This window comes from Azomonas agilis (genome assembly GCF_007830255.1).
In the GTDB taxonomy this organism is placed as follows: domain Bacteria; phylum Pseudomonadota; class Gammaproteobacteria; order Pseudomonadales; family Pseudomonadaceae; genus Azomonas; species Azomonas agilis.
The window spans coordinates 1-25593 of record NZ_VLKG01000017.1; the positions used below are offsets into that span (position 1 = coordinate 1).

A 25593-nucleotide genomic window follows, 5' to 3' on the forward strand; every position below is an offset into this window, starting at 1 on the left:
ATTGACCGTGATGTTCTTGGTCTTTTGCTCAATATCTCCCGACAGCGCCCTTATTCATCGGCGTTTGCAAAGCGTAGTCATTGAGCGGCGGGATGCGCTGGAGGTGATTCGGGCGCAGGACACGCCCCAGACGCTGTTCTATGTTGATCCACCTTATATGCCCTCAACCCGCAGCGCCGCCAAATACCGGCATGAGCTGAATCTTGAACAGCATCAGGCGTTGTTAGATCGGCTCACCAAAGTACAGGGCATGGTGGTGATCTCTGGGTATCCCTCAGAGCTTTATGACGATGTGCTCACAGGATGGGGTCGAGTGGAGCGTAAGCACAGGGCATCCGGCAGTGCATTACCCCGTACCGAGGTTTTGTGGATCTCTCCGGCGGCTCAGGAGAGTTTATGAGGGGTGGTGATTCTTTTGTCACAGAGAGATAAACCATAAAAAAGGCTAAAGCCCAAGCAGGGCGCGGCTTTCAGGAAAATAATGGCTGTGCAAAATAATGCGCAAAAATGCTCACGAATGAGCAGGTTTTGGAATAATTTGCGCAACTTTTGACACATGAATGGAAACTAATAATTAGATATTTAGCAGCCTGCATGTAAAACGCTATTTCTTTTCTAAAGGGAGAAAAGAAACTGTGTCCTAGATACCGTAAAATCCGTTTCTTTCCCTTTATTTTAGGGGCTTGTAGCTGACTAAGCGTATTAGGAAAAGAAACGAGAAAAGAAACAAGTTCTCTGACTGGTATGGCGTTATTTTTGCCGCACGAATTGAAACTAATAGTCATATATTTATCCGTATGCGGGTAAATGAAAGTTCCTTTTCTAAAAGGGGAAAAGGAACTTTGTCCTAGGCGCGTAAAATCTATTCCTTTTCCTCTGTAGGTCTCGTTTTTAAAGGCTTGTAGCCAATTGATGTGGCTAAGAAAAGGAACAAGAAACGGAACAAGCGCAGAGCCTAGATACCATAGGTACGCACTGATAAATTTAATCTTTATCGGTTTTGCGATGAAAGCAGTGGCGTTTTAAGTTGAGCCTAAATTGAGCGATCAGCACTGCATACCTCTTGCACCATAAAAAATGCAGTGCTAACCTCAGAACCGCTGTGGTAAATCCCGCAGCCGGGTTTAGCAGCCCGACTAATCTATAGGTGCAACAGCGCCCCCATAGCATGCAGGCGCTTTTTTTGTGTCCGCATGTCGCGTTATGGCGGCTGTGCGCGGGGCATCTTCGGATGCGCCGGGTTCCTATAGTCCCGGTCTGCTAACCTGCGTACAGTCCGCCTCCATTGTTTAGCAGCGATGTAGGCGGTTCCAGAACACTATAGGAGCCGTACTCATGGCAAAATTACACGCCCTTACTCCGTCCGATTTATCAGCCAAGATTGCTGCGCATAAGGCGATGGCACTAGCAGCCCTTCGAGCAGACTCCAGCTTGGCTACTCGCCTTAAACGCTATAATCAGCACATGGATTTGGCCCGTGCTTTAGAGCAGCAACAAAGCCTATTGCAGGGAGGTCAAGCGTGATGATTCTTGCGTATCCTGTTGCAAAGGTAGTGTTAAATGACCATCCAGTAACTCTTTGGATTATCAAGGATAAAGTTTGGTTAAGTAGCACTGAATTAGCAAAAATAATTGGTTCAAAGTGTAGGAAGTATGCGGTCAACTTATTTTTAAGTAATCGTGAATCCTTCGTCGAGTCTAGTGTTAGTGCTAGATGTATTGACCGTACAGTAGGGTATTCACGATTTTTTAATGCTGAAGGCGTTCGGAAGGTTTGTGGTTCGACACGTCTGAATGGAGCTAAAGCTATCCTGCAATGGCTAGAGTCGGGTGGGATGGATATAAGCCGTTACCCAGAGGCCCTAGACACTGAGCTAAGGGAATTAGAGCAGGCAGGCCAGCCCCATGTAATTCCCTACCTGTCTGAGTCAAATACCACCTTAGCCTCTCAATCTACCGTTAAGTCTGCCATGAATTACGAAGCCAAAGAACTGCTTGAACGATTGGATACCCTAGCAACTTGCTGGTCTGTGATTGCTGACTTAATGATTCCTGAAAAAGACATGCACCTGATAGACCGTAGTGCATTGTCTACCTTGTTATGTTTCTTAACAGAGGAGCAAAGCAAGGCTAGAGAGGGACTTGCTCAAGCTCTACGTTACTAATTGTTCTCCCCACAGCGGCGCGTATCCTGCGCGTCGCTGCTTGATAGCACCTTCCCTAGGTGAAGCCAGTCCCCTGATAAACGAGCACTGAACCTTATTTAATGGTCTCGTTATCGCTGCTCTGACAGGAGGGGATCATGGTTGAACTTAGTAGCGTATCCATTCCACGGGAACTCTTACCCGAAAGCATGCGGGATATGGCAGGCCGGATAGGTTTAGCTGATACCGTTAGGATCGCTGGTTTGCTGGGTGGCATCACGATTCGCATTCCCGAAGGTAAAAACTCAGAAGGGCAACGGGCTTTTCAAGAGTTAGTCGGTTTGGTGGGGGAGCGGTTGGCGCATAAGCTGCGGTATCACTACCAGCAGGAAGAGATTTATATCCCTCGTTTGGATCGTGCGTATCGGGCGGTTCGAAACCGACATATACACACCCAAATTAAAGTTATGGGCAAAAATGGAATATCCAAACAGAAGGCTGTTCGCCGTTTGTCCATAGAGAACGATATTTCTGATCGTCGTATTTGGGAAATCCTCAAAGAGCCTGTGCCTAATATTCTCTTTCCCGCCAAAAGATCCATGATCTTCCAAGGTTAGATCAGCCGTTTTTATTCTGAATTCTTTTTAAGGAATCCTTATGTCTAGTCCTCAACTGGATAAGGCTTTTGCGGCGGCAGAAGAAGTACGCAAAGGCATTGCCGAGCTTAAAAACCAACGTGCTCAAGTGCAGCACCGTAAGGAGCGCTTGCTGGCTGAGCAAGAAACGCTCTTTACCCAACCATTAACCCGTGAAGACCTAAAAAGCCTAATCGGGCTTTATGTGGATAAGCGCGCCGATTTGTTTATCCCGCTTTCGGGATTAAAAGAAAAATTTGCAGTAATGGCTAACCCATCGCGCCACCATTCAATGGACAAGAAGCGGGGTGCAGGATGTCATCTGCGCGACTTGGACAAATACCCCACCATGAGCCTAGAGGATGAGCGTACTTTTTTTGGGCGGTACGGGTTTGAACTCACCAGTTTTGAGCAATTTAAAACAACCGGTATCGCGGAATGCTATTTCTTTGGCGACCAGATCAAGGCCAAGCTAGAGCAAGCCTTTGACCTGCTCTTTAAGGAGTATCCGGCTGAGGATCAAAACAACATTGGCCCCAGTGTGGCGGAGCGCCGTAAGCGCCTAGCTATCATCGCGCAAGAGCTAGCCGGTGTTGATACCGAGTTATGTAGCATTGGTAAGCAGCTACAGACGTTAGGCTATGTCGAGTCCACGCCTGTACCCACGCCTCCACGTCAATTGATGCGCTTTTAAGAGGGCGTTTAGACATGACTTATCATCTTGCGGCCCTCAACCAAGTAGTGGCCTCTGGTAAGGCCTTTCGGATTCTTCCAGCAGGAGCCTTTAGCTCTAATGATGGCCGCCCCGGTGATGGGCGGAGCTGGATGCTGTCTGCTGACCGTGGCCAAGCGATTGCGGCTTTAGCGGCCCAGCGTAGCAATGACTTTGTGATTGACTATGAACACCAAACCCTAAAGCCGGGACAGAAAAACCCCGCCGCAGGCTGGTTTAAAGCCTTAGAAATGCGGCCCGATGGCTTATACGTCACAGATCCTCGTTGGACGGATGAGGCTAAAAGCCTGATCCAAGCCCAGCAATACCGCTACATTTCCCCCGTGTTCAGCTATCACCCAGAAACATTGGAGGTGATGAGCCTACATAGCCTTGCCTTAACCAATAACCCCGCGCTGCTGGGTTTGACCGATCTCTCCCGAGTGGCCTTAACCGATCAATCATCAGCCGATGGCTGCTTTGCAGCCCTAGATGCTCAGACTCGCGATTTGTTGGAGCGTATGACGGGGATGCCTTTGGAGCAAGCAGCGGCGGAACAACAGGCCCGTGTGCAAGTACCTCCTGCGCCCCAAGGCATTATCGAAGAAGACTGGCGCAAGCTCTATCACGTCCTTGGGGACTCTTTACTGGCTGAAGGAACTATTTAGACCACCTTCTGGCTCGTTAAGTACCCGTTAAAAACTGCATTTATGGATTGGGAATGCCTTGGCAGCGGGTAGCCGCGTTCGCGGCCTGTAAGCCTGCACATGGGCTTCCTTAATCCTAACCCGATAGGAGGCCCATATTATGGCCAATCGTTCAGATACCGACCTAACCCTACGGATTAATGCCGATGCAAGCAAAGCCCGGCGAGAACTGGACTCAACACGGCGAGCTGTTGGCAGTTTGGCCGGAGCTGTATCTGCTGTTGCCTTTACCGCTTGGATCAAGAACAACATTAGCGCCGCTGCTGAGTTGGAAGTATTGGCCCAACGCGCTGGAACAACGGTTGAGGAGTTTCAACGCTTTGCGTTTGCAACCCGTACCGTTGGACTTGATGTTGAGAAAACGGCAGATATTTTACAGGACTTTAACGACAAGCTCGGCGAGTACATTCAAAACGGTGGTGGAGAACTCGCGGACTTTTTCGACGGCATTGCCTCGCAAGCCAATGTCACCTCCGATGCCTTCCGAAACCTGCTATCGACCGAAGGGCTTCCCAAGTTTTTTAGCCTCCTAGAAAGAGCCAACCTCTCTCAGGCCGAGTACACCCTATTTTTAGAGGGCGCGGCTTCCGATGCCACCCGGCTGATTCCTTTACTTCGTAATAATGCCGAGCAATTAAGAGCCTTATCCGATGAAGCAGATAGACTGGGCTTAGTGCTTTCTGAAAACACTGTTAAGCAGGCCAAGCAATTTCAAAACGACTTGGGTGTTTTGGGAGCAGTGGCCAACAGTGTAGGGCAAAAAATAGCCGCTGATTTGGTTCCAGAACTCAATAACCTCACCCGTGAACTACGCGACCCCGCAACGGCTGAGGCAGCAGCGGCTCTTGCTAAGGGGATTACCAGTGCCTTCACAAGTATCATCAGTGCTGCCAAGAGCGCTTATACGGAGGTGCGGTTAGCCGCTCAGGGTATTGCAGCCATGCAAGTAGGCAATTTGCCTATGGATATGCTGACGGAGAGCGAGTTAGCAGGCAATCGGGCTGCCTTTGAAAAGATGCTCAAAGAGCCCCTTAGTCGTGCCCGAGTCTTGAGTAATGGGCAACTGTTTAAGCTCTGGGATGAGGAGGAAATTAAACAATCACTGGATGCTTATGAAAAAGAAATAAAGCGCCGTGAAACCTTAGCTAAAACCCCAAAAACAGACCAACCCAAAGGCTCTACCTCCACCCAAGAACCTGATCCTAGCTTTACAGCCCAGCAGGTTGCAGCGCTTAAAGACTTAAACAAAGGTTTAAAGGATGAGCGCGACAATTTACAAGAACTCAGCCATGAACAAAAAACCATCAATGCGCTGAAAGAAGCCAAAATAGCGTTGGATACTAAACAAGCTAAAGACTCCATTGCCGAAGCCAAACGCCTCGACCAAGACAAAAAAGCCGCCGAAGCCAAAGAGGAGGCCGAGAAAGCCGCAGAACAGGCAGCGGCTGATCATCAGCGCCAAGCCGAGCAAGTAGCCCAGCAAGAAGCGGATTATATAGATAGTCTACGCCGTCAAGCCGAAACCCTAGGCATGACGACAGAACAACTCCGAGCTTACGATCTGCGCCAGCAGCAGATTACAGAGAATGGCAAGAAGCTGGCTCAAGTTTATGTAGGCATAGTGGATGCCTTTGAAAAACAGCAGCAAGCCATCGAAAACGCCGATACTAATGCGGGCCTTGAGGCTGATTACCTAAGTGCTATTGGCCGCGAAGCCGAAGCAGCTATGCTTGAGATCAGTACCAAATACAACAGCATGCTGCGCGAGTTTGAAAAGACCGGCAACGAAACCGGCAAAGCATGGGCCGATAAGCTGATTGATGTTGAGAAGGTCAAAACCCGCTTAGATGCCGTCCAGTCCGAGATGGATAAAGGGTTGTCTGCGATTGACCGCGCTGAAAACCGCATCAATGTTGAGCGTGAAGCAGGTCTTTTGACACAGACCGAAGCCCAACAAAAACTGCTGGCTTTGCGTATTCAAGAAGCCAATGCACTGGAGCAGCAAATCCCTGTTTTGCGCGAAATCATCGCTCAAGGCGGTGTAGCAGGCGAACAGGCCCAAGCTCAGTTGGATGACTATCAGACACGCATTATCGAGATCCGCAACACCGCTACCGATCTACAAAGAGCCCTTAAAGACGGCTTAACCTCCGGCATTCAAGAGGCTTTGTCAGGGTTAGCGGATGGCACCATGAAGCTACGCGATGCCATCAGCGCCTTGGGCCTGAGTGTGGCCGATGCCCTGTTTAACACGGCCTCCCAAAAACTAGCGGATCAAATTTGGTCAGGGGTTAGTGGGTTATTTAACGATGGAGCAAAATCAGCCACGGATACCGCTATTGATACGGCAGCGGCTACAGCCACCGCGACCACCTTGGCTAATGGTGTACTCAGTGGTGGAACAGCCGCTGCTCCCACATTAGCCGGTGGAGTACAGGCAGGAGGTACAACCGCTGCTGTTAGCCTGTCCGCAGGAGTTCTTGAGGGGGCAATGGCAGGCTCTGCGATCTTTAGTCAAGCTATCATTACCGCCGCATCAGCCGCTGCACTTGAGATTGCCGCCGCCTGCGCTATGTGTTCCTGCAATAGTCCGGGAACCACACCCAATAGCAGCGGTGCATCGGGGGGATTTTTAGGCGGGCTTCTGGGCAGTCTTGGTGGGCTATTAGGTGGATCAGGTGCCTCTGGAGGAGCTGCCGCTGCTGGTGGAGCCTCAGCGGGGGCAGGGACGGCTAGCATTGGAGCGTTGGAGTTTCCAAGCGTGGGTGCTATGGCTAGCGGCGGCAAGGTTGTTGGCCCCGGTACGGATACTAGCGACTCCATCCCCATGTGGTTATCGAATGAGGAGTATGTAGTACGCGCTGCTGCTGCCACCCAACCCGGTGCTGAATCATTCCTACACGACTTTAACCGCTACGGGATGGATGCTTTGGATCGCTACCACCAAGCCACAGGAGGGGTCGCAGGGATTCCAGCGCCTGCCATGCCAAGTCCTACGTTAGGCTCCATGCAACTTGCAGAGCAACCAGTCCAATCAAGTCCCACAACAGTGAAAAATGCTATCCATATGCATCCTGTGGTCAGTGAGGATCTTATTTCGTCACTGGCGTGGGGGCGCAAAGGGGAAGATCATTTTAAAGTGTTTCTTGGCCGCAACCGCACCTTGGTCAATTCAATCCTGAAAAGATAAATGCGAGATTTATGCTGCTAGCAGTGTGAAGTATTCAGTCAGTTTTTAGGGTTTTGCGTGTGTCAAATGTTGCGCAAATGTGTGACAAATATCGTGCAAACTTACACTAGGTACGGTTGCCCGTACAACGGATTTCGAATCTGTTGCTGTATCCTTTTATAACAAGGACTTACGAATTAACTATTTGAATTTTATGTAATTTAATAAAGCATGCTATAGCGTGATTCGGCTGCATTAGGGACAGTCAGTGTCCCAGAATTGTCCCAGAGTTTCCCCTCTAAAATTCTATTAGTTGCGAGAGTATTTGGGTTATCGCAGAATCCAATTATGGCAACTTTTGAACAGCGTCCCAACGGGACATGGCGAGCTAAGGTTCGCAAAAAAGGCTACCCTTCTTTATCTGCATCCTTTGATACAAAGGCGGAAGCTCAGCGCTGGGCTACGGAAATTGAAGGCGATATGTCCAGATCTCGCTTTGTCGATATGAGAGAGGCAGAGCAAACAACTCTGCACGAGGCTTTGTCTCGTTATAGCAGGGAAGTAACCCCCAGCAAGAAGGGAGCACAGCAAGAGCAAGTTAGGATTGCTCAATGGTTAAAGCACCCTCTAGCTGCAATGACTCTTGCTGGCTTGAGATCATCGCATCTTGCTGAGTATCGTGATGACCAGTTGAAGCTAGGTCTATCAACGGCTACGGTTAGGCTCAATCTGGCCGTTATCAGTCATCTATATACAGTTGCGGTAAAAGAGTGGGGAATTGATGGAATCATGAACCCATGCCGTAATATTCGTATGCCTAAAGGCAGCAAAGAGCGTGACCGAAGGCCAAGTAGGTCAGAGCTAGAAACTCTTTATTCAGAGGCCGCAAAAATTCATGCGGAACTTCCGATAATTGTTGAGCTAGCTGCTGATACAGCTATGCGTAGATCTGAGCTACTGCTGTTACGACGGGATCAAGTAAGAGGGAAGGTGGCATATCTTGAGGATACGAAGAATGGGGATCGTAGATCCGTGCCTTTATCATCAAGAGCCAGGGATTTGATAGCCTCATTACCTTCAAGGCTTGATGGGATGGTGTTTGGCTTACGCCCAGACACTGTGTCTATTTACTTTGCCAGAGTGTGCAAGGTTGCAGGAATCAAAGATTTGCGATTCCATGATCTCCGACATGAAGCCACTTCTAGGTTGTTTGAGCGTGGTTTTTCGATGATGGAGGTGATGGCCATTACGGGCCATCGCACACCCAGTATGTTGCGTCGATACACTCACCTTAGCCCAACCGAGCTTGCAGATAAGCTAGGTTGATTAATGGTTCTGAGTGTTGGCGCAGGTTGACGTTTTCGCCCCGGTTTTTGTTTCTGGTGACCGCCGTCGCGCAGCTCTCTTAAAAACTTGAGCACGTCAGATCTTAGCCATGCGTGACGGCCTGCTATTTTGAAGCCTTTTGGGAGCCACTCTGCGCTGCGTCGCATACCATCACGAATGGATGCCTCGGTCTTTCCTAGCAACGATGCCATTCCAGATATATAAATTACTTCTGATGAGTCTTTCTCGGGCATAGCACTACCTCTGCCGACTAATCGGCGGTATTTAGTGGTAAGGGGGAGGGGTTTCTCCATTTGAAATGGAACAACCCAAAGGCGCTTGAATTCAGTTCTTTGTCATTGCGACAGGATGCGGGCTGGAAAGTAATATGCAGTTTTTACACATTACTCAGCGCCTACATTTGTGGTTGGAAAACCGGAAAATTAGCGTGGCTGCTAATGGCGAGTATCACTGCCAGTCTGTAGCAATTCCATCAGGTCATTGAAGCGGCTGACATACCAGTGAGGCTGGGTTTCTTTGGGGTTTGAGGCGCTGACCATGTTCTTGCCGTAGTGCAGGCCAGCTTCAGTAATCGACCAAAACCCTTTTTGCTTACCGCCGGTACTGGCTCTGTTTGCAGGTTGAGGATTTTAACGGATTGCTCAACGCCAAACTCCTTAGTGAGTTCAGTGAGGGACTTTGTGACTTCGGCGCTAACTCCACCTGCTGGAGCATCTACCGTATAAGCGGGCAGTAAGCCTGTGGGGTCGATGCCATGCCGTTGGGCAGCAATACCCAGCATGTGCAGTTTTCCCGACTCACTGACATTGAGCATCCGTGCCGCAGTCTCCACGAGCAACAGTTGATCGGCTAAGGCAGGTGGTAGTGAAACAGGGGGTTTCAGTTGGGCTTGCTCGGTGTTTTTGAGCTTCTGTAGCACCTTACGGCGAACTCCTTTGGATTCGCGCATGGCTACCAGCATGCATTGGTCGTGGGTCAGTTGCAGAACTTCCATCGGAGTGCCGCCACCTTCTGGAGCGGTTACGAAACTTTCGTAAGCGTCGCCCTCTAGCTCGGCTTTAACTCTTTTCAGAAAGTCGTTATTGCGAATGCTCGACTCTCCAAATTCAGCACGGGTGGCATTGACGATTTCCAGCAGCTCAAGACTGCTCATAGTGACTTCAGTATTAACGATATTACTCATGGTTTTCTCCAGACAAAGGAATCCCGTGCCGCCCATTTCTGGGCAGCGGGGAAGGCGGGTTAGGGAGTTAGCGCTTCAGGGAAAACTTAACCTCGGATATTCTGAGCACGGCGTGGTATCCAAATCGGCTGGCTGGGATCACCCGCAGCAGCCAGATTCCGGCGACCATCGAAAGCTCCGCGATTACGAGCGGCCTGTTCCATCTGTGGCCCAAAGCGTTCATGCAAATGAGCGACTACTTCGCGGCATTCACTCAGGCAGGTCGGTACGTTGATCAGCTTGACCGGACGCAGTACATCAAAGATGGGTTTGACCTCTTCGCCCACATGGATCAGCTCCAGCGTGTCGATGCAGAACACATACAGCATGGCTAGATCGAGTTCGTCCAAAGTGGTGTCGGTGGGAGCTTTCCCCAAAAACTCCCCTTCCAAAAACCGCCGACTGAGCAGGCTAACGGCCTCGCTGAACTGTTCGGCAGGAATGTCCTTGTACGACTTACAGGCAAAGGATTTACTCAGGGAGCCCCAACATTTTCTGGCCGCTGCGCCTTGTTTCTCTTTGGGCAGGGTTTCGAGGTGGTTTTTGACGAGGGCACGGATGATGGATTGCTGTTCTTCGGTGAGGGCTCCGGGTAGGGCTTTGGGCTTTTTGGGTTTGCGGGGGTTGGTGGCTTCGCCCTGCTGGAAGTAAGCCGCCAAAACGTGGAAACACTCGCGCTGGTACTGGATTAGGCGCGGGCGGATTTCGGGTTTAACGCGGTTGGTGTCTACGCCGAATAGCCAGCCATTGAGGTAGTCGAGGGGGAGGCAAAGGGTTTCTTGTTCGCCGCCTTCTGAGGGTGTGGTCATGATGACCATACCTTCTTTAAGCACCTGATTACGCTGGATTCGATTGTATTGAGACTTCCAGTCAAGGCCAATTGCTGTACAAATAGGCTTCATGGCGACCAAATGTTCACCCTTTTGGCTAGTGATGACGGTAAGGGCTTGGCCGTGAAATTCGACAGTTGCTAGTTGAGTATTGCTGTTCATAGTTGCTTCTCCGTTTCGACACGGGTTGACCACCATGGAATTATGGTGGCCGGGAGGTTCGAAACCCGAGCAACACGGGTGGACTTCTTCCCCTTTCGGGTGTTGTATCCGTCACCCTCCCGGCCATAAACAGGCAGGCAGTAGCCCACACTCAAAAACTGAGGGCGAAAAAAATCCACGGCTGACGGGCGTGGGGTGATCCGGTTGCTTAGAGTTTCGACACTCTTGGGTGGGGAGGTTAGCGGGTAAGGGGGTGGGTGTCAATTTAAACCATTAAGATTTGACTTATATCAATATTTTAATAAGTCGAGTTTATTGACAATAAAAACCAAAATTTGGAGTGCTAAAAATGTATGAGGGTATTTCCCTTAAAGGGTTAAGTTCGGATTCTTTTAATGACTTAGTAGTTGATGAGACTGAGGTGACTGAATACAAAAATAAAAAAGCTATATCTTTTAAATCTTTAGAAGAATTTTACCTTGATAATGCAGATTATGATGAGTCAAATACTACCAATACCAGCGAGGTATTTAGTGCGGATCTAATTATTAACAGTCTTTTTCCATCAGTTAAGAATGCAGAGGTATTTATATCTCACTCTCATGCTGATAAGGATCTAGCTATTAAATTAGCTTTTTATCTTAATAGAAAATTTAATTTGAATGTATTTATTGATTCTTGCGTATGGGCTCACTCAAGTGACTTGCTACTTGCTGTAGTACGCAAGCATTGCCCATCTAAAAAAGATGAAAAAACTTTCGACTATGAGCAATCTATGAAGGCAGCAGCACATGTTAATATGATGCTTAATGCCGCACTACATAAAATGATTGATACGGCAGAGCTTTTTCTATTTATCGATACGGATAACTCCGTTGGGTTGCGTAATGTTATTAACAATGAAGAAAAAACATTTTCTCCATGGATATTTTCAGAGCTTTTTGTCAGCTCAATTATTCAGCGTAATCCCCCTAAATGGCTTAGTAATTTACAAGCAACATTAGAGAGTATTGAAAAAAGTAAAAATAAAGGCATTGCATCACATGAAGACGCTACAAAAGTAAAATTTGCTCATGGGCTTTATAAAGAGCACTTACTTGAGCTTTCATCTGAAGACTTTTTTAAGAATGCAGAGCATATTATTAAATCAAATAATTACTGCTCTAATGAAAGAGATGCTTTAATTCTTGAAGCATTAGAAGGTAGTTTTCATTTTAAGAAGCAAAGAAATAAAGAATGTTTTTTAAAATGGATTTTTGATTTAGCAGAATACTATAGAGCATCCATGAATGACAACTAGCCTATCAGATGAAGTTCACCAAAAAATTGCTTTTTTAAACATTCTTCAGGGTATTATAAATAGGCTTGCGAATACCGTATCAGTAATTAAGGGAGCTAGTGTTACAGTTTTTAGTGCGCTTTTAGCCTTCTCATCAGGAGAGAAGATTAATTTTTCAGGATGGGTTTTTATTGCTCCGAGTATCGTATTTTGGTTTATGCATGCCTACTTTCTTCAACAGGAGCGAGCATTTAGGAAAATTTATAATCGTGAGGCGATGCATCCTGAGAAAGCTCCAGTTAGCTTTATTATTGAAAAGAAGGATTTAGATAATGTTCGTGAAAATATCTGGTCTGTTTTCTTTAGTAAAACTGTAGCTTTTTTTAATTTAGGTATGTTTTTATCATTTATTCTTGTTTATAACGTAGGGAAAGCACAGGGCAATGTCAACGTGGAAAGGTTAGCAGGCTATATCACATCTCTATCCAACTATTTTAAATCTTTTTGCCAATAAAAAGCCCCTAGTTAGGGGCTGTGGTGTCGAGCGTTAAGGGTTTACCCCCGCAAAGCCTTCACAAGGTACGGATCAACATCGGGTTGGCGCAGCAGCCATGCTCGGTAGTCGCTAGGGAGATCCTTAATTGGCAATCCTTTATGTTTTCCAAAGGCCATGACTTTGGGGATTCGCGCGGCTTCTGAGTATTGCCATAGCGCTTCCCATGAGCTGACGGTCTGCCCGCGAGCCTTCAGTGCTTCTAAAATCTTGATCAGCAGTAGGCGGCAGTTTTTAACGTCATCCAGCGCGGCATGCGCATTGCGCAGTAGGTCACGGGCTTCGGTGCGGTAGTGCAGGTAGATTAGGGCGGACTGGCTGTGGCTGTCGGCATCAGGCCAAAGATCACGGCTTAGGGCGGCAGTACAGATGCGCTTTAGGTCAGGCTGGCCGATCACGCTCCAGTCATAGTCTACGTTATGCCCGATCAGGTAATGAGCATCAGCAGGCAGCTTGAACTGTGTATGTGGCGGGCAGTCCAACAGTTCCTCATCTAGAATGTGACAGGTGGCCAGCGCTCCCAGCTCAATCGGTTTGCCGGGGCGATAGCGTTGCAGAAACTCTTCAGTTACTGCCAGAGTACTTGGTGTATCCAACTTCAGCCAAGCCGCTTCAACAAGGTGCGGTTCCTGAAACCCTGTGGTTTCACTGTCAAAAATATAGGCGGTCATGGTTATTTCCGTGGGTATAACTCGTATTAGATTGGAGACTACTGTTTGGATGGCAATGATTTGAAAAATGAGCGAAGTTCGTTATATGAAATCTCGTAATCCGCCCATTTTCCTCCACGCTCAGAGAGCGAGATCGTTTGGTAGCGTCTAATTAGCTCTCCCGGAACTAACAGAGTCATAAGGAGTTGGTCGCCTACCTCGTCCAAACAAAAACAGACAAAGAAATCGGCAAGCATTTCTTGTTTCTTCAAGCTGAATGCCCATCGACGCTGTTTGCAGGCTTTATGGCTAAGTTTCAGTTTCGATGTCTTCACATCTACGCCATAGCCTTGAACAAGAAAGTCGATCTTGCTTTGGAATTTCCCAGAGTTGCTGTTATGGGCTTCAGGAACAAAAGAGGCGAACATTTGTTCCCCTCTAGCCGCCAACTTATCTGTATCTGAGCCATATCGGAGCTTGTCACCTATCACTGGCTCCCCTGCATTTCGCAGGTGAACATAGACGGTTTGCCAAGGTATCCCAACCTCTTGAGCAGCTAGCTTCAGGTTCTTATGAGCTCTATACGCCTCAATACATGACTGCTGAATGCTCATGAATCTGCCTAAAATGGTATGGAGTCATCATCGAAGTTGTCATAGTCCGGCAAAGGCTGCTGTACGGGCGGCTGACGAACTCTTTGATTAGTGTTTTGAGGTGGTGCGGATTTGGGAGGGGCTTGTTTAGGCGGAGGCGCATGGCCTCCTGTTTGGCTCTGATCGTTTCCTGCTTTAGAGCCACCCAGTAATTGCAGCGTACCTTGCTGGTCAACTACGATTTCTGTGGTGTAATGGTCTTGACCGTCTTGGCCTTGCCACTTACGGGTTTGTAAGCGGCCTTCGACATAAACCTGTGCACCTTTTTTCAGGTATTCACCGGCAATCTCAGCAATCTTCCCGAAAAAGACTACGCGATGCCATTCGGTGCGCTCCTGAGCCTGTCCCGTTTGTTTATCCTTCCAGCTATCCGAGGTAGCCAGTGTGATATTGGTCACTGCATTACCGTTGGGCAAATAGCGGGTTTCTGGATCGCCACCCACATGACCCAGTAGGATGACTTTGTTAACGCCGCGACTAGCCATAAGCGGTTTCCTGTCTCCGTGCAGTGAATGCCTGTTTCCTTGCTTCATAGGCAGTCTGGACTTTGGCTTGTAGGTGGTCTTGGCCATTCAGCTCGCGCCATGCAACGGCAAAAGCGGCTTGCAGGTCAGCAACAGTGGTGGCTTCATCAAGGGTAGCGATAAAGTCCACCACCATAGATTGTGCTCGCTGGTCTGGGTTTTCGCTGCCGCTGTTGAGCCAATGCAGCAGTTTTTGCCCAGTTTCTTCGGTAATTTGTTCGGGGTCTTGGAATAGGCGCGTCCGGTCTTTGCTGGCATTGGCGATACCGCCACTACCGTGGGTCATATCAAGAACGGTCGTGAACTCATAGTCCGAACCCTCACGCTGCTCAGACTTCATGCCGAGCTTTACAACCTTTTTATCCTCTCCTTGGGCCGTTTCTGTCTTGCTGCGCATGGTGCAGATAATGTGCAGTGGCGTTGCCAGAATCTTGTCTATTAATTTTCTGTGGCGCGGTGTTGTTTCATTCCAGGCTGACCATGTGTTGCCTCGGTATTTGGCCCGTGCAATCTGGTCGTTGATTTCAAGGCATCCGCCCGATCCCATCCATTCGTGGGAGTAGCTGTCAATGATCAGGGTGTTGTATCCAGCTGCTTCAGCGCCTTTGATTACTTCAATGTAGCGTTCTGGCGAGTAGGGTGGTTCAAGTCCGCAGGTATCGAACTCTGGGATGCCTTCCATCCCGGCATACAGGGAAGCGCTTTCGTGTTCGGTATCCAGCACCGCTATTTTTCCGCCTAAACCTTTGGCAATTAAAAGGGCGGAGTAGGTTTTTCCTGATCCTGAGGGGCCGGAGAGGGCAAGTCTAAGGCGGGCTTGTTTGCGTTCAGCTTTCTTGAACATGGTGACGGCTCCAATTGCGTTCATATTCCCGCTCAATGCGAGCGGCTTCTTCCAAATATTCGCGGCGGTCATCACCATGAAAGCGTTCAGGGTTGAAGCTGCCGGTTTGTGCCCAGTCGAGTTGGGCGGCAAAACGAGGGGGAAGTACGAGATCCATTAGCTGGCCTGCCTTTGCTTGTGCTTTTTGATTGCTACTCGTGTGGCGCTATCCCGGTACAAGTAGTCCGCCTGCTCTTGAGTATTTAGGTGGCGTGAGGTGTCGTTCTGAGGTGGCGCTGCGAGCTCCTTTCGCTCAACCGCTTCACGCGGCCCCGCCTCACACATCCGCTCAATAAACAGCAGCGCTTTGATGAGGCTTCTTTTCACCACTAAAGGCGGAGGGGGCGAATAGATGTACCTAGCGTGCGGATCAATCAGGTTAGCCTCTATCTCTAGGGCTCTGGCTCTTTGTTGTCGAGCATCTAGCTCGTCTAGGTATTTCTCAGAAAAGCGAAATGGGCCTTTCTTAGTGCCCAGTCGAATGGATCGCGCATCCGAGCGCAGCTTTTCCGCCCGCTCTTTATTGGTCTGGGTCATACAGCCTCCAGTCGTACACGGCATACCCAGCGGCCTTTAGTACGCATGGGCTGACGTATCCAGATGATGGTTTTGCGGTGCGCTTCGGTATGGCGCTCGATCTCGGCCAAAAGCTGACCAATGCTTTTTGCGGTAAAGCTGGTCATGCGGCGCGCTCCCTGTCAGTGCTGAACGGCAGCAAGGGACACATCAGAGGTTCTGGCTCAGCCGGTGGCAGAATCTGAGGGAGTGGGGTGTCTGGAGAGAGGCGATGCACTAAGTTCAGGATGGTCTGAATGCAGGGCATCAGGTGCCGCCCTTCGCGTGAGTCGATTGCGTCATACAGCGGGATGGCCCAACCCATGAGGCGTACTGACTTCACCAACCGAGCAATTTCAACCTGAGTTAAGTCCTGTTCGCTGAGCTGAGCCTGAAGCTTGTTGATGCGCTGATGTGCAGCATCTACTTCGTACTCCAGTCGGCATTTAGCGCTTTGGGCGAGTGTCGCCTGAAACGACAACTCACCTTCAAGTCGGGTGATTTCGCGCTTGAGGCCATTGCTGTGCATCTGACGAGCTAACGCCTTGGCTTCGTCGAGGCCGCTGTAATACCCGGCATTACGGGCAAGTAGGGCCGTTACTGATAACAGCAGGAGTGCTAAGCCGCCGAATACAAAAACGGTGGGCAAAGCGAGGGTAATGGTGTCCATACGAATGGCTCCATGTGTCAGTACAAAATGAGGTTGGTCTTGGCCGAGACTGGATAACCTGCTCTCAGAACGGGCTATCCAGCGGGCACTCGTTGAATGCCCTCTGGCCCTATCGGATTTGAAATCGGGAAGGGGTAGGTTGAAGCCGGTCTTCCCCGGCTGCCCATTCAGTCTGCACCGTGGTAATAGTCAGTGCCTCTGAACTGCCAGTGTTGCGCACTTGCTGGCTTGCGTTACTCATGATTGGTGGGCTATCCGCTGATCCGCATGAGTGACGGAATGAGTGGAGCTGGTTCCGTAATTGATTACGGGAGCAAAATTGAGGAGTGGTACCCTCATTGATGAGGGGAGCATTGGTAGAGCGATTGCACCGGGTTGCTACACCCGCTTATTCCCCCAGCGTGTCTTTTACGTTCACGTCCTGCATTTCAGGACACAGGGCTTTTAGGGGTTTAGCTATCCCAACGCTACAGGCCGCATGGCCACGCAATCGCTCTCCAATGCGGCCTTGTTAGAAGCCGCACGAGGCGTTAGTCACCGGAGTAAACCACCGGAGCTATCAGTCGCAGCTACTAGAACCACCGGAGCTGCTGTCAGATGACGAGCTGTCGGTTCGCCAGTTGTAGCTGCTAGGCGATTCATAGACAGGACTGACAGGGTTTAGCGAGTGAATAGGGTTTAGCAGGGGATTGTCGGTTACCGAATCACTTTGTCGCTCAGGCTGAGCGGCTGGGCGATCTGCTGTGCTGCACTTGCCGCAGCACTGGTGCTCGGGCTGGCTAATGTCAGATGCAGAAGCGAAACCGCTTGGACGACCAATAACAGCGAATCCACCCTTGTCGGGTGCAGGATGCGGCGTATTGTCCCTAGCACCAAATCCGATACTGAACCGCTTAATCCGCTTCTGGAGTACCACCGCTAACTCGGTCATCAGCCTCTTCTGGTACTCCAAAATAAGCAGGTCTTCATATGGCAGGGCTTGTGCTATGGCTTGGAACTGCCCTTTATCCAAGAAGTGAGTTAGTTTCGCCAGTCGGTCATCTAACTGGGCCTTTTCCGCGACCACACGCTGTTGCCAGTCTGGAATGAAGGATAGGTCGCCAAGGGGGAGGTAGGCTTTCTCTGCCTGCTCTTTCGGTGACCAGCTAATGTAACCTGCGAAATGAGGCGTGTTCGGCTTGCCTCCGTCCAGATACTCGACGAGATAGCCCTCGTCCGCGCCGTTTTCGTCGCTGGGCAACTGCCAGCCGCGAAAGTCATTGTATTGCTGTCGGCTCATTGGCTGCATGCGGACGATCTTGGTTCCAACGTAATGCTGCATAGTCTTATCAGCCATGTTTCTCTCCTGTTTGGTTTCCCGATGCCCGCTGTTGCCAGTGGGCATGAGGAAATCTGGTCTTGCTGGCCTCCGTTACACGCCACGGTGGGCTGGGCGATTTTTCTCGGGGAGCCTTAGGCTCCAACAGTCGGCCACGGTCGTTAATCTGCCGACACTCTTTTGTGCTCCGCTCCACGCTGCGCGGACGGGGTGAGGCTTCCCCTGTACTGAATTGATGGCTTCAGCTCGCTGCCTGCCAACAGAGTCTTTTGGTGGACTCGTGTTTGGCTTGAAATAAATTAACCGCCGGTTTGTGTTTGTGTCAATACCGGCGGTTAATTTAAATTATGCAGCAAAGTTAAATGAGGTGTAGAAAGTGGCGGGAGAATCGGAGTAGATGAGCTGGCCTGTTATTGGATAGCTCAATATCGAGATGAGGAAGTAAAGTGCCATGTGGATGGCTGGAGCTAAGTTTAGTGGGTATAATAACCACTAAAGCAACAAGGCAGAGGTGGTGCGGTGAACAGCCGAGAACTGATAAGCCGCATTGAGGCGGATGGCTGGTATTTAGTGCGTGTACGCGGCAGTCACCATCATTTCAAACACCCAAGTAAGCCGGGGCTTGTGACCATCCCACATCCCAAGAAAGATTTATTGGATAAGACAACAGCCAGCATCTTGAAGCAGGCTGGGCTCAAATAACCCTGTTTGGAGGGCCATAACATGCTGTATCCCATTGTTATTTTTAGTGGCGACGAGCAACACGCTTGGGGCGTAGAGGTTCCTGATATTCCGGGTTGCTTCTCTGCGGGAGATGACCTAGACGATGCCTTGCTCATGGCGCGCGAAGCGATAGAAGGGCATTTAGAGCTACTTGCAGAAGCTGGGGAGGCTATCCCTAAAGCAAATACTTTAAGTCATCACGCTGCCAACCCAGAGTATGCGGGTTGCACTTGGGCTGTGGTTGAGGTGGATGTGACTCGGTACATGGGAAAAGCTGAGAAGCTGAACATTACGCTGCCGGGGTATTTAGTAGCGCGTATAGATGCTTATGTAAAAACTCATCCAGAGCAGAAGAGTCGGTCAGGTTTTTTAGCGGAAGCTGCGTTGCGGGCTTTGCAGTAGGGAGAGAACTGCATGATGCGGTTAGGTACCGATGTATTGCAGCACAAAGGTTACTTCAGTTCTATTGAGGTTAGCAGCGAGGATGGGTGTTTGTTCGGCAGGCTATTGTCCATCCGTGCTCTTGTCAGTTATGAAGGACGAACCCTAACTGAGTTGAGAAAGTCCTTCGAGGAAGCAGTCGATGATTATCTCGTTACTGGAGGATGCTCTAGTAGCGAAGATCGAGATTAAGCTATGCGGATTAAGCCTATTCGTACCGAAGTAGAATTGCCTTCCTCCTCGATCTTTACTTTATAAGCTAGTAAGATGTCCTCCCTTAGAGGATGTGATGATGATAGATGCGGTTGATCTTTTTTGTGGGGCTGGTGGGTTAACTGCTGGTCTCATTCAAGCTGGTGTTCGAGTTCATGCAGGTTACGACATTGATCAGGCCTGCCAGTATGCTTATGAGGTTAATAATCAGGCAAAATTTATTGCTCAAGATATTGAGACGTTAACTACTGAGGATGTTGCCGCTTGGTATCAGCCAGGTAATATCAGGTTGCTGGCAGGTTGTGCTCCATGCCAGCCATTTTCTAGTTATACCCAAGGTAGGGATACCCGCCAGGATAAAAAATGGCCACTGTTGTATGCCTTTATGAGATTAATTAGAGGTATTCAGCCTGAATTAGTCACAATGGAAAATGTGCCTGATGTGACGAAGCATCAAGTATACCGTGACTTTGTTCAATCCCTTGAAGAGCTTGGGTATAGCGTTTGGGCTGATAGAGTGTCCTGTGTAGATTATGGGTTACCCCAGCAGCGTAAAAGACATGTGTTGCTTGCTTCCAAGCTAGGGCCAATTTCACTGATCCCTAAAACACATGATACTAATCCAGTCACAGTAGAACAAGCGATAGGGCATTTACCTGCACTAGCTGCTGGAGAATGGGATAAGAACGATCCTTTACATAGAGCCGCCAAATTAACAGACTTAAATATGAAGCGGATTATTAATTCTAGGCCCGGAGGAACTTGGAGGGATTGGCCAGAAGAGTTACGCGCAAAGTGCCATAGAAAAACTACTGGAAAAACTTATTCAAGTGTTTATGGGCGTATGCAGTGGGATGAGCCGAGTCCAACTATGACAACACTATGTTATGGTTTCGGCAATGGTCGATTTGGCCATCCAGTACAACATAGAGCAATTTCTTTAAGGGAGGCTGCTATATTTCAATCATTTCCAGCTAACTATAAATTCGCCCCTCCTGAAAAAATGAATTTTAAAGCTATTGGACGCATGATAGGAAATGCAGTTCCAGTCTTATTAGGTGATATAATAGGAAAAAGTCTATTTAAGCATATAAATAAAGTCTAACTAGGCTTTAATTTAGTGATTTTATTTTATACATTTCTTGTCTTATGTATTTTGAAACAGACCAAATTACAAGGCGTAAATAAACGATGATCTCGTGAGCGGATTGTTCTAAAGAGTCAGAGGCAATATATTGACCGCAATCTTCAAAAGACTGTCTACCGTGAGCTAGCGCATTGCGTCTATTTTTAATTTCCTTTAGCTTTCTAGCTATTTCTCTTCCATTTTTATTTGGGTCTGGACTTTTGAATCCATATTTTTTTGCAGTTTCTCTAATTTCTGTGCAGTCAACATTTCCAGAGAATATTTTTTCTCTATTATATCCAAACTTTAAAATTGCGTGCTCAATAGGGTGCGCTTCAGTACCTATTAAATCACCTCCATTGCTCCCGAAGTCTTTAGTGGCTTTATTGAAGTACCTTAAGACAATAAATTTAAGCTCATCACTCAAGTCATTAAAATTTAATTTTTCTTCGTAAATTGCTTTATGTATTGCATCAACAGCATTGGTCATAGTGGCTTCGACCAAATTATAAAGCAGTAAATAAGTATTAGCTTTTAATGTTTTTTTTAGCTCCCTAGATATTTCATATTCAGATGTATTTTCAGTACTGTCTGTAAAAACCAATTTTGTGTTTCTATGATCGGACATTGCTGATGTGATTTCTATATATCTATGCACTTCAGCACACCTTTGCCGAAATAAGTCATAAAGCTCTGTTATTACACTGTCTGCTATAGAGTTACTCTGCATACTGAATCGCTCTTCCAAAAAGGCTATCTCGTACAAAGTGAATTCTATTTATAACTTTAGGTCTTGAGTTACTTGCATCTGATCTTATTAGATTTTTATACTCGTCAGAATTAATCCAATGCATTGATTTTGGAGATAGGTTTTCATTCTCTCTTAACGCAAGAGCAACACCGACAGATATAGATTCAAATCTAATTCTTGGAACAGAAGAGTTATTCTGGTTTTTCTTAAACCCATATTTGAAATATTTTTCAACGAAGCGAAGCATACGCTCAAACTCAAAAAACATGTCGTTCGCATCAAATCCGTTTAAATTTTTATCTTCTAAATAGTCATCAAGAAATTCGTCAACTCGCTTTGTAAATGACTGATACCCGTCAAGATAGGCGAAGAATCTTAACGTCATTTCTTCATAATCTCTGTGGCTAACTCTAACTTCACTGATAGGGCAGAGGGATCTAAATGCTTCATTAGATGCTAAGTTTTTTATAAAATTTGTAAACTCACCATCTTTTGACCCAAGCCTCTGCTCCATATCATATAATTTTGTGCCGCCACTATTTAATCTATCAAACAGTTGTCGGCGTGAATCTTCATCAACCTCCATTAGCTCAATCATTCTCATTGTTTTTCTTTTAAAGCGTAACTGTCTTGATAGAGGTAAATCGTTAAAAGTGAAGCCATTTAATAATTTAAGGATTTTTAGTTTTTCTAGCTCTAAGTCACTCTTTAAAAATCTAACAAGAGTTCTAATTCGCTGTGATCCATCAATGATTTCTATTCTTCCTTCATTTTCTCCAGCTGTTACATCAGCAACATAAAGGTAAGGTATAGGAAGGTTTAAAAAAATAGACTCAATAAACCTACTTTGCTGCTCTGGACTCCATACGAGCTCACGTTGATAGTCTGGTATAAATAACTCTGCTTTGTCGCTATCTTCTAATTTTTCAGTGAATTTGTGGACGATTATCTCTATTGGGTATTCTCTTATATCAAAATCAGTTTCTTTTTGTTTTTCTATAATTTGAGCCTCTGCCGATACTTTTTCTTCGTCAGAAACTCTAGGGATGAGATCCATTTGTTGATGAGGCATGATTGCCCTCCACTTATTTATTTGCGAAATACCTCGCGTAGTATCTTCTGCACGGATGCCTATTGGTTCTGATTATTCGATGCTTCCTTAGCGTTGTTGATGCAGCCTTTGGGGTCTTCCAATCAGTGGTCTGAGGGTGGATGTAATCAGCAGAGAGACCAGGATAATCTGTTGGATAATATGCTTAGAGCTTCCTTGCTCTTGGTTGCTGGTGGTGGGGTCATGCCCCATAAAAGCGCTACTGCTGAGGATCTGTATCGGGTGCTGCATTTAGCCTGTTCCTTAGGCGGGTATTTGATCCATCGTCTATCAAGTCAGTAATGGCATTGGCTTTTGTTTGCATGATGCGATGTACCATCATTTCCAAAAGCTCGATGTCCTCATCCGTCAGAAGACCATCTTCAGCCGCTTGAGTAATTTTCTCTAAGATTTCTCTGGATTTTGGTGACGCTAAGGACGCTGCAACAATAGAGCGCTCTCGGACATTTTGTGCCCTTGCTTCTGTTGGCATTCCTTTAGCAATAGCTGCAATTTCTTGGGCTAGTCTAGGGCTGAAGGCTTCTACAGGTTCTTTAATGAGCCTAGCAAATGCCGCTGCAAACTTAGCATTCAATGGGTTAACCGCACTGAGGTACAAAGATACCCCAGCAGGGGTAATACCTAGTGCATCTGCAATTTTTTTTTGACTTAGCTTGAGCTCATTTTTCTTTGAAAGAAAAAGAGCATTGGCAGCGACACACTCTGCCCGTAAGTCATCGGAAAGCGGCTTCTTTTTAGACATATGCGAACTATAAACCGCCAGTTAATAAATATGGTTTACCGTCGGTATTGATATAAAAACAACCGGCGGTTAATATTTGATTGGTGCCACCACTAGAGATAGCAGAGATGAAAGAAATTCCCTTGAGCGACCTCGTTGCTGAAAAAGGGCTGGCAGTCGTAGCGGATGCTTTGGGGTGTAGTGCTGTAGCTATTCATAAAGCGGTCAATCTAAATCGAAAAATCGCTATCACGATTCAGGAGGATGGCAGCTACACGGCAGAAGAGCGCCGTCCTTTTCCATCACAACCCAAGCGTCAGCACCACATCAAAGCCGCATAAGGAGCCCTCTGATGACCTACAAGCATCGCGATGACCTCCAATGCCATGAAATCAAGATTCGCCTCACTGAGACGGCCTTCAATGCAGTTGATGCGCTGGCCAGTCATGAGCGTACTCAGAAGGCTGTTTTGGCTCGGGAAATATTCATGGCGGAAGTGTATCGCCGCCTTGATGAGCTTGAAGCCAATGATAAGCCTGTCGCTGCTGCATACGAAGGCCGCAAATAGGCCCTGAAAAGGCCCAAAGGGCGAGAGGTTGAAGCATGAAAACAGAATTGTGGGCCAGTTTGAGCGGAGAGGAACTTCAGGCTCTGGAGCAACTGGCGGCGCATACGGGCCAGAGTATTGAGGAAGTGGCCGCAGGGTCTTTGGATCAGGGCTTATCTCGGATGTTGATCGAGGCAACACATCGTCGATCTTCAACGGTTGTGAGTTTCTGCCGCAGCAGAAGGACTAAGCCACATGAACAGTAGCGCCCATAAAAAAAGCCCGGTGAGAGAGACCGGGCCTTTAGGTATGGGGTACAGCAATAAGATCGGGGTCATTATGACGATTCACCAACAGGTTGCAAAGCATTACCAGCCACTGGAAGGAGGGACAGATGCCTGCCTTTCAGATTAACGATGAAGAGTGGGGCGCTCTGTCAGAAGAGCCTGGAGATATCTTCTTGGCCTACTGCGCTATTCGACGCTTTATGGACTACAAGACCGGCATTGCTGGAGCCAGTCGCCGCTTAAGCGAACAGATGATGCGTGAAGTGCTTTATGTAGCACCAACTCAAGGTCGCCATGTGTCGGGCTCACCTACACGGCAGCGTGTTCGCTCTGTTTTAGATCGCTTAGTCAAACTGGGTGTTTTGATTCCGCTAGGGGCAATGATTTATCGGTTGCCTCTGGCTACCTATCTTGCTGCGTCTAAAACATCAGCAACCAATGAGCAACCCGTTCAAAAGCCCTATCAACAACCTGAGCACAATCAGCCAGAGCCCAGAAATGACGGGGCTTATGGGGACATAGAAACTGCATCATCAACCGCAACAGAATCAAGTCATATCGAGAACAGCAACCTACCTCAGATATCAGGAAAAGCTAATACACACACACAACGCGCGCGCGAGGATTTTGCGTCGTCTGAGCGTTTTCCGATGCCTGATACTTGGGTGCCTGATCCTCAATCCTTCCATACCGTGCTGGTACGCAATGGCATGGGTAATGTCCGTTACCTACCAGATCAACTCTTAGAGTTTCGTAGCTACTGGGTTGTACATCCAGAGCGCCATCAAACCCAAGCGCAGTGGGAACACCAGTTCGCCCAGCAGCTTCGTCGTATCAACCGTAATCAACAAACCCAAGGAACAGGCCATGAAGTCCGTGAGCGACCTCCAGTCAAGCGTGTACGCAATGCTATCGACATCCTCCACGACGATGACTGGTGAGCCCGAAGCGGAAACGGTGGTGCATCTGGAGGCTGAGGCTAGAAGTAACGTCCAGCGCGTGTTTGCCACGCTGAAAACCAGCTTTCCTGCTTGGTACGAAAAGCACTATGGCGAGGCCCATGCCGAAAAGCTGGCTAAACGAGTCTGGATGACTGGAGTTCGCTTGTTGAATAACGCGCAGGTTGATCGAGGGCTCAGACGTATGGTGCTGACAGCAGATTTTCCACCCAGCCTGAAAGAGTTTATTCGGCTGTGTTGCCACATTGATGGCGTTCCCGGTGTGCAAGCCGCATGGCATCAGGCGTTGCGCGGTACTTACGGCCATGAGGTGGTTCGAGTCGCTGCCATCCTAACGGGGCTGTATGAGCTGCGGCGGGCCAGTGACGACAACCGAATGCTATTCGACCGCTTTGAACTGAATTATGTGGTGGTCACGCGCCGTTTAGAGTCCGGTGAGCCTTTAGATGGTTCTGTTCCCCATGCGATTAAGCACGATAGCCAAAAGACAGGCCTTGAGCGCTCTTTAGAGTGTGCTGAAGAGCAGCTGTACCAGCGCATTGTGGAGCAAGGGATTCCGCTGGATGGCTCCAGTGCGCGGCAGCAGTTGTTATCCCGTATGCGAATTAGAAGGCCGGAGGCGTGATGGTGGTGTGTTTTGCAGAGGTTAGACAGGAACTGTTGTTAGAGACGATTCAGCAGCTTTTAGCCTTGGGCCTGAT

Annotated in this window: 32 protein-coding genes and 1 pseudogene; 19 read left to right on the plus strand and 14 right to left on the minus strand. The window is 48.2% G+C overall.

From position 1 onward, the window contains the following. The 8 genes from LX59_RS14945 to LX59_RS14980 form a co-directional block, all read left to right on the plus strand. Positions 1-400: DNA adenine methylase (locus LX59_RS14945; RefSeq protein WP_144573274.1), on the plus strand; the 400-nt coding region annotated here is incomplete at its 5' end. Between the two features lie 935 nt (positions 401-1335). Beyond that, positions 1336-1524: a hypothetical protein gene (locus tag LX59_RS14950; RefSeq protein ID WP_144573275.1), complete on the plus strand. Its 189-nt coding sequence runs from the start codon at positions 1336-1338 to the stop codon at positions 1522-1524. Beyond that, positions 1521-2165, plus strand: a complete 645-nt coding sequence (locus LX59_RS14955) for a hypothetical protein (RefSeq protein WP_144573276.1) — start codon at positions 1521-1523, stop codon at positions 2163-2165. Before LX59_RS14950 ends, LX59_RS14955 begins: the two co-directional genes overlap by 4 nt. 137 nt (positions 2166-2302) lie before the next feature. After that, on the plus strand, positions 2303-2761 hold the full coding sequence (locus LX59_RS14960) for a hypothetical protein (RefSeq protein WP_144573277.1): 459 nt from the start codon (positions 2303-2305) through the stop codon (positions 2759-2761). A gap of 40 nt (positions 2762-2801) precedes the next feature. Continuing rightward, positions 2802-3473 carry a hypothetical protein gene (locus LX59_RS14965; RefSeq protein WP_144573278.1) on the plus strand — a complete coding sequence of 224 codons (672 nt, stop codon included), beginning with the start codon at positions 2802-2804 and terminating at the stop codon, positions 3471-3473. Between the two features lie 14 nt (positions 3474-3487). Continuing rightward, positions 3488-4159: a phage protease gene (locus LX59_RS14970; RefSeq protein ID WP_144573279.1), complete on the plus strand. Its 672-nt coding sequence runs from the start codon at positions 3488-3490 to the stop codon at positions 4157-4159. A gap of 139 nt (positions 4160-4298) precedes the next feature. Then, entirely contained in the window at positions 4299-7388 is a 3090-nt protein-coding gene (locus LX59_RS14975) for a coiled-coil domain-containing protein (protein ID WP_144573280.1), read from the plus strand. Positions 7389-7715: 327 nt separating this feature from the next. Further along, positions 7716-8693 carry a tyrosine-type recombinase/integrase gene (locus LX59_RS14980; RefSeq protein WP_144573281.1) on the plus strand — a complete coding sequence of 326 codons (978 nt, stop codon included), beginning with the start codon at positions 7716-7718 and terminating at the stop codon, positions 8691-8693. Between the two features lie 493 nt (positions 8694-9186). Here the strand turns inward: LX59_RS14980 and LX59_RS14990 are convergent, their stop codons facing one another. Next, positions 9187-9897, minus strand: coding sequence for a Rha family transcriptional regulator (locus LX59_RS14990; RefSeq protein ID WP_144573283.1), 711 nt, complete (start codon positions 9895-9897; stop codon positions 9187-9189). Positions 9898-9983: 86 nt separating this feature from the next. Next, positions 9984-10928 carry a phage antirepressor N-terminal domain-containing protein gene (locus tag LX59_RS14995; RefSeq protein ID WP_170234392.1) on the minus strand — a complete coding sequence of 315 codons (945 nt, stop codon included), beginning with the start codon at positions 10926-10928 and terminating at the stop codon, positions 9984-9986. Positions 10929-11277: 349 nt separating this feature from the next. On the opposite strand from LX59_RS14995, the gene LX59_RS15000 reads away from it, so the two are divergent. Continuing rightward, the gene (locus tag LX59_RS15000) at positions 11278-12228 is read left to right on the plus strand and encodes a toll/interleukin-1 receptor domain-containing protein (RefSeq protein ID WP_144573285.1); all 951 of its coding nucleotides are present in this window, start codon (positions 11278-11280) and stop codon (positions 12226-12228) included. Beyond that, on the plus strand, positions 12218-12721 hold the full coding sequence (locus LX59_RS15005) for a hypothetical protein (protein ID WP_144573286.1): 504 nt from the start codon (positions 12218-12220) through the stop codon (positions 12719-12721). Before LX59_RS15000 ends, LX59_RS15005 begins: the two co-directional genes overlap by 11 nt. Positions 12722-12762: 41 nt before the next feature. Here LX59_RS15005 and LX59_RS15010 read toward each other — a convergent pair whose 3' ends face one another. From LX59_RS15010 to LX59_RS15795, 9 genes are all read right to left on the minus strand, one after another. Next, positions 12763-13431, minus strand: a complete 669-nt coding sequence (locus tag LX59_RS15010) for a 3'-5' exonuclease (protein WP_144573287.1) — start codon at positions 13429-13431, stop codon at positions 12763-12765. A 38-nt stretch (positions 13432-13469) separates the two neighbouring features. Then, positions 13470-14024, minus strand: a complete 555-nt coding sequence (locus LX59_RS15015; protein WP_144573288.1) for a hypothetical protein — start codon at positions 14022-14024, stop codon at positions 13470-13472. A gap of 8 nt (positions 14025-14032) precedes the next feature. Then, positions 14033-14548, minus strand: coding sequence for a single-stranded DNA-binding protein (gene ssb / locus LX59_RS15020; RefSeq protein ID WP_144573289.1), 516 nt, complete (start codon positions 14546-14548; stop codon positions 14033-14035). Then, complete coding sequence (locus tag LX59_RS15025) at positions 14541-15431, minus strand: ATP-binding protein (RefSeq protein ID WP_144573290.1); 891 nt, start codon at positions 15429-15431, stop codon at positions 14541-14543. The genes ssb and LX59_RS15025 overlap by 8 nt, the downstream gene beginning before the upstream one ends. After that, positions 15415-15588 (minus strand): hypothetical protein, encoded by a 174-nt coding sequence (locus LX59_RS15660; protein WP_170234393.1) that lies wholly within the window; start codon positions 15586-15588, stop codon positions 15415-15417. Before LX59_RS15660 ends, LX59_RS15025 begins: the two co-directional genes overlap by 17 nt. Next, a complete protein-coding gene (locus LX59_RS15030) occupies positions 15588-16007 on the minus strand; it encodes a hypothetical protein (RefSeq protein WP_144573291.1) in 420 nt (139 codons plus the stop codon). The genes LX59_RS15660 and LX59_RS15030 overlap by 1 nt, the downstream gene beginning before the upstream one ends. Then, entirely contained in the window at positions 16004-16153 is a 150-nt protein-coding gene (locus LX59_RS15665) for a hypothetical protein (protein ID WP_170234394.1), read from the minus strand. The genes LX59_RS15030 and LX59_RS15665 overlap by 4 nt, the downstream gene beginning before the upstream one ends. Continuing rightward, entirely contained in the window at positions 16150-16695 is a 546-nt protein-coding gene (locus LX59_RS15035) for a hypothetical protein (protein WP_144573292.1), read from the minus strand. The genes LX59_RS15665 and LX59_RS15035 overlap by 4 nt, the downstream gene beginning before the upstream one ends. A gap of 559 nt (positions 16696-17254) precedes the next feature. Beyond that, positions 17255-18016, minus strand: coding sequence for a crAss001_48 related protein (locus LX59_RS15795; protein ID WP_211354874.1), 762 nt, complete (start codon positions 18014-18016; stop codon positions 17255-17257). Between the two features lie 516 nt (positions 18017-18532). Between LX59_RS15795 and LX59_RS15045 the strand changes: the two genes are divergently transcribed. The 4 genes and pseudogenes from LX59_RS15045 to LX59_RS15055 all read left to right on the plus strand — a co-directional run bounded on the left by LX59_RS15045 (position 18533) and on the right by LX59_RS15055 (position 20495). Beyond that, positions 18533-18715 (plus strand): type II toxin-antitoxin system HicA family toxin, encoded by a 183-nt coding sequence (locus LX59_RS15045; protein ID WP_144573293.1) that lies wholly within the window; start codon positions 18533-18535, stop codon positions 18713-18715. Positions 18716-18736: 21 nt separating this feature from the next. Continuing rightward, a complete protein-coding gene (locus LX59_RS15050) occupies positions 18737-19138 on the plus strand; it encodes a type II toxin-antitoxin system HicB family antitoxin (RefSeq protein WP_144573294.1) in 402 nt (133 codons plus the stop codon). 15 nt (positions 19139-19153) lie between these two features. After that, positions 19154-19336, plus strand: a pseudogene (locus LX59_RS16015) (type II toxin-antitoxin system HicB family antitoxin); the annotation flags it as partial. A gap of 133 nt (positions 19337-19469) precedes the next feature. Beyond that, positions 19470-20495 (plus strand): DNA cytosine methyltransferase, encoded by a 1026-nt coding sequence (locus LX59_RS15055; protein WP_425457503.1) that lies wholly within the window; start codon positions 19470-19472, stop codon positions 20493-20495. 7 nt (positions 20496-20502) lie between these two features. Here LX59_RS15055 and LX59_RS15060 read toward each other — a convergent pair whose 3' ends face one another. The 3 genes from LX59_RS15060 to LX59_RS16215 all read right to left on the minus strand — a co-directional run bounded on the left by LX59_RS15060 (position 20503) and on the right by LX59_RS16215 (position 23120). Then, the gene (locus LX59_RS15060) at positions 20503-21246 is read right to left on the minus strand and encodes an MAE_28990/MAE_18760 family HEPN-like nuclease (protein ID WP_144573296.1); all 744 of its coding nucleotides are present in this window, start codon (positions 21244-21246) and stop codon (positions 20503-20505) included. Then, the gene (locus tag LX59_RS15065) at positions 21236-22339 is read right to left on the minus strand and encodes a DUF262 domain-containing protein (RefSeq protein ID WP_144573297.1); all 1104 of its coding nucleotides are present in this window, start codon (positions 22337-22339) and stop codon (positions 21236-21238) included. Before LX59_RS15065 ends, LX59_RS15060 begins: the two co-directional genes overlap by 11 nt. Positions 22340-22577: 238 nt before the next feature. After that, complete coding sequence (locus LX59_RS16215) at positions 22578-23120, minus strand: hypothetical protein (protein ID WP_425457504.1); 543 nt, start codon at positions 23118-23120, stop codon at positions 22578-22580. A gap of 107 nt (positions 23121-23227) precedes the next feature. Between LX59_RS16215 and LX59_RS15075 the strand changes: the two genes are divergently transcribed. From LX59_RS15075 to LX59_RS15095, 5 genes are all read left to right on the plus strand, one after another. Continuing rightward, positions 23228-23440 carry a Cro/CI family transcriptional regulator gene (locus tag LX59_RS15075; protein ID WP_144573298.1) on the plus strand — a complete coding sequence of 71 codons (213 nt, stop codon included), beginning with the start codon at positions 23228-23230 and terminating at the stop codon, positions 23438-23440. An 11-nt stretch (positions 23441-23451) separates the two neighbouring features. Beyond that, the gene (locus LX59_RS15080; RefSeq protein WP_144573299.1) at positions 23452-23667 is read left to right on the plus strand and encodes a hypothetical protein; all 216 of its coding nucleotides are present in this window, start codon (positions 23452-23454) and stop codon (positions 23665-23667) included. A 35-nt stretch (positions 23668-23702) separates the two neighbouring features. Continuing rightward, positions 23703-23912, plus strand: a complete 210-nt coding sequence (locus LX59_RS15085) for a hypothetical protein (protein WP_144573300.1) — start codon at positions 23703-23705, stop codon at positions 23910-23912. Between the two features lie 128 nt (positions 23913-24040). Next, complete coding sequence (locus tag LX59_RS15090; RefSeq protein ID WP_144573301.1) at positions 24041-24874, plus strand: DnaT-like ssDNA-binding domain-containing protein; 834 nt, start codon at positions 24041-24043, stop codon at positions 24872-24874. Continuing rightward, the gene (locus LX59_RS15095; protein ID WP_246118782.1) at positions 24840-25517 is read left to right on the plus strand and encodes a replication protein P; all 678 of its coding nucleotides are present in this window, start codon (positions 24840-24842) and stop codon (positions 25515-25517) included. Before LX59_RS15090 ends, LX59_RS15095 begins: the two co-directional genes overlap by 35 nt. Positions 25518-25593 lie beyond the last annotated feature (76 nt).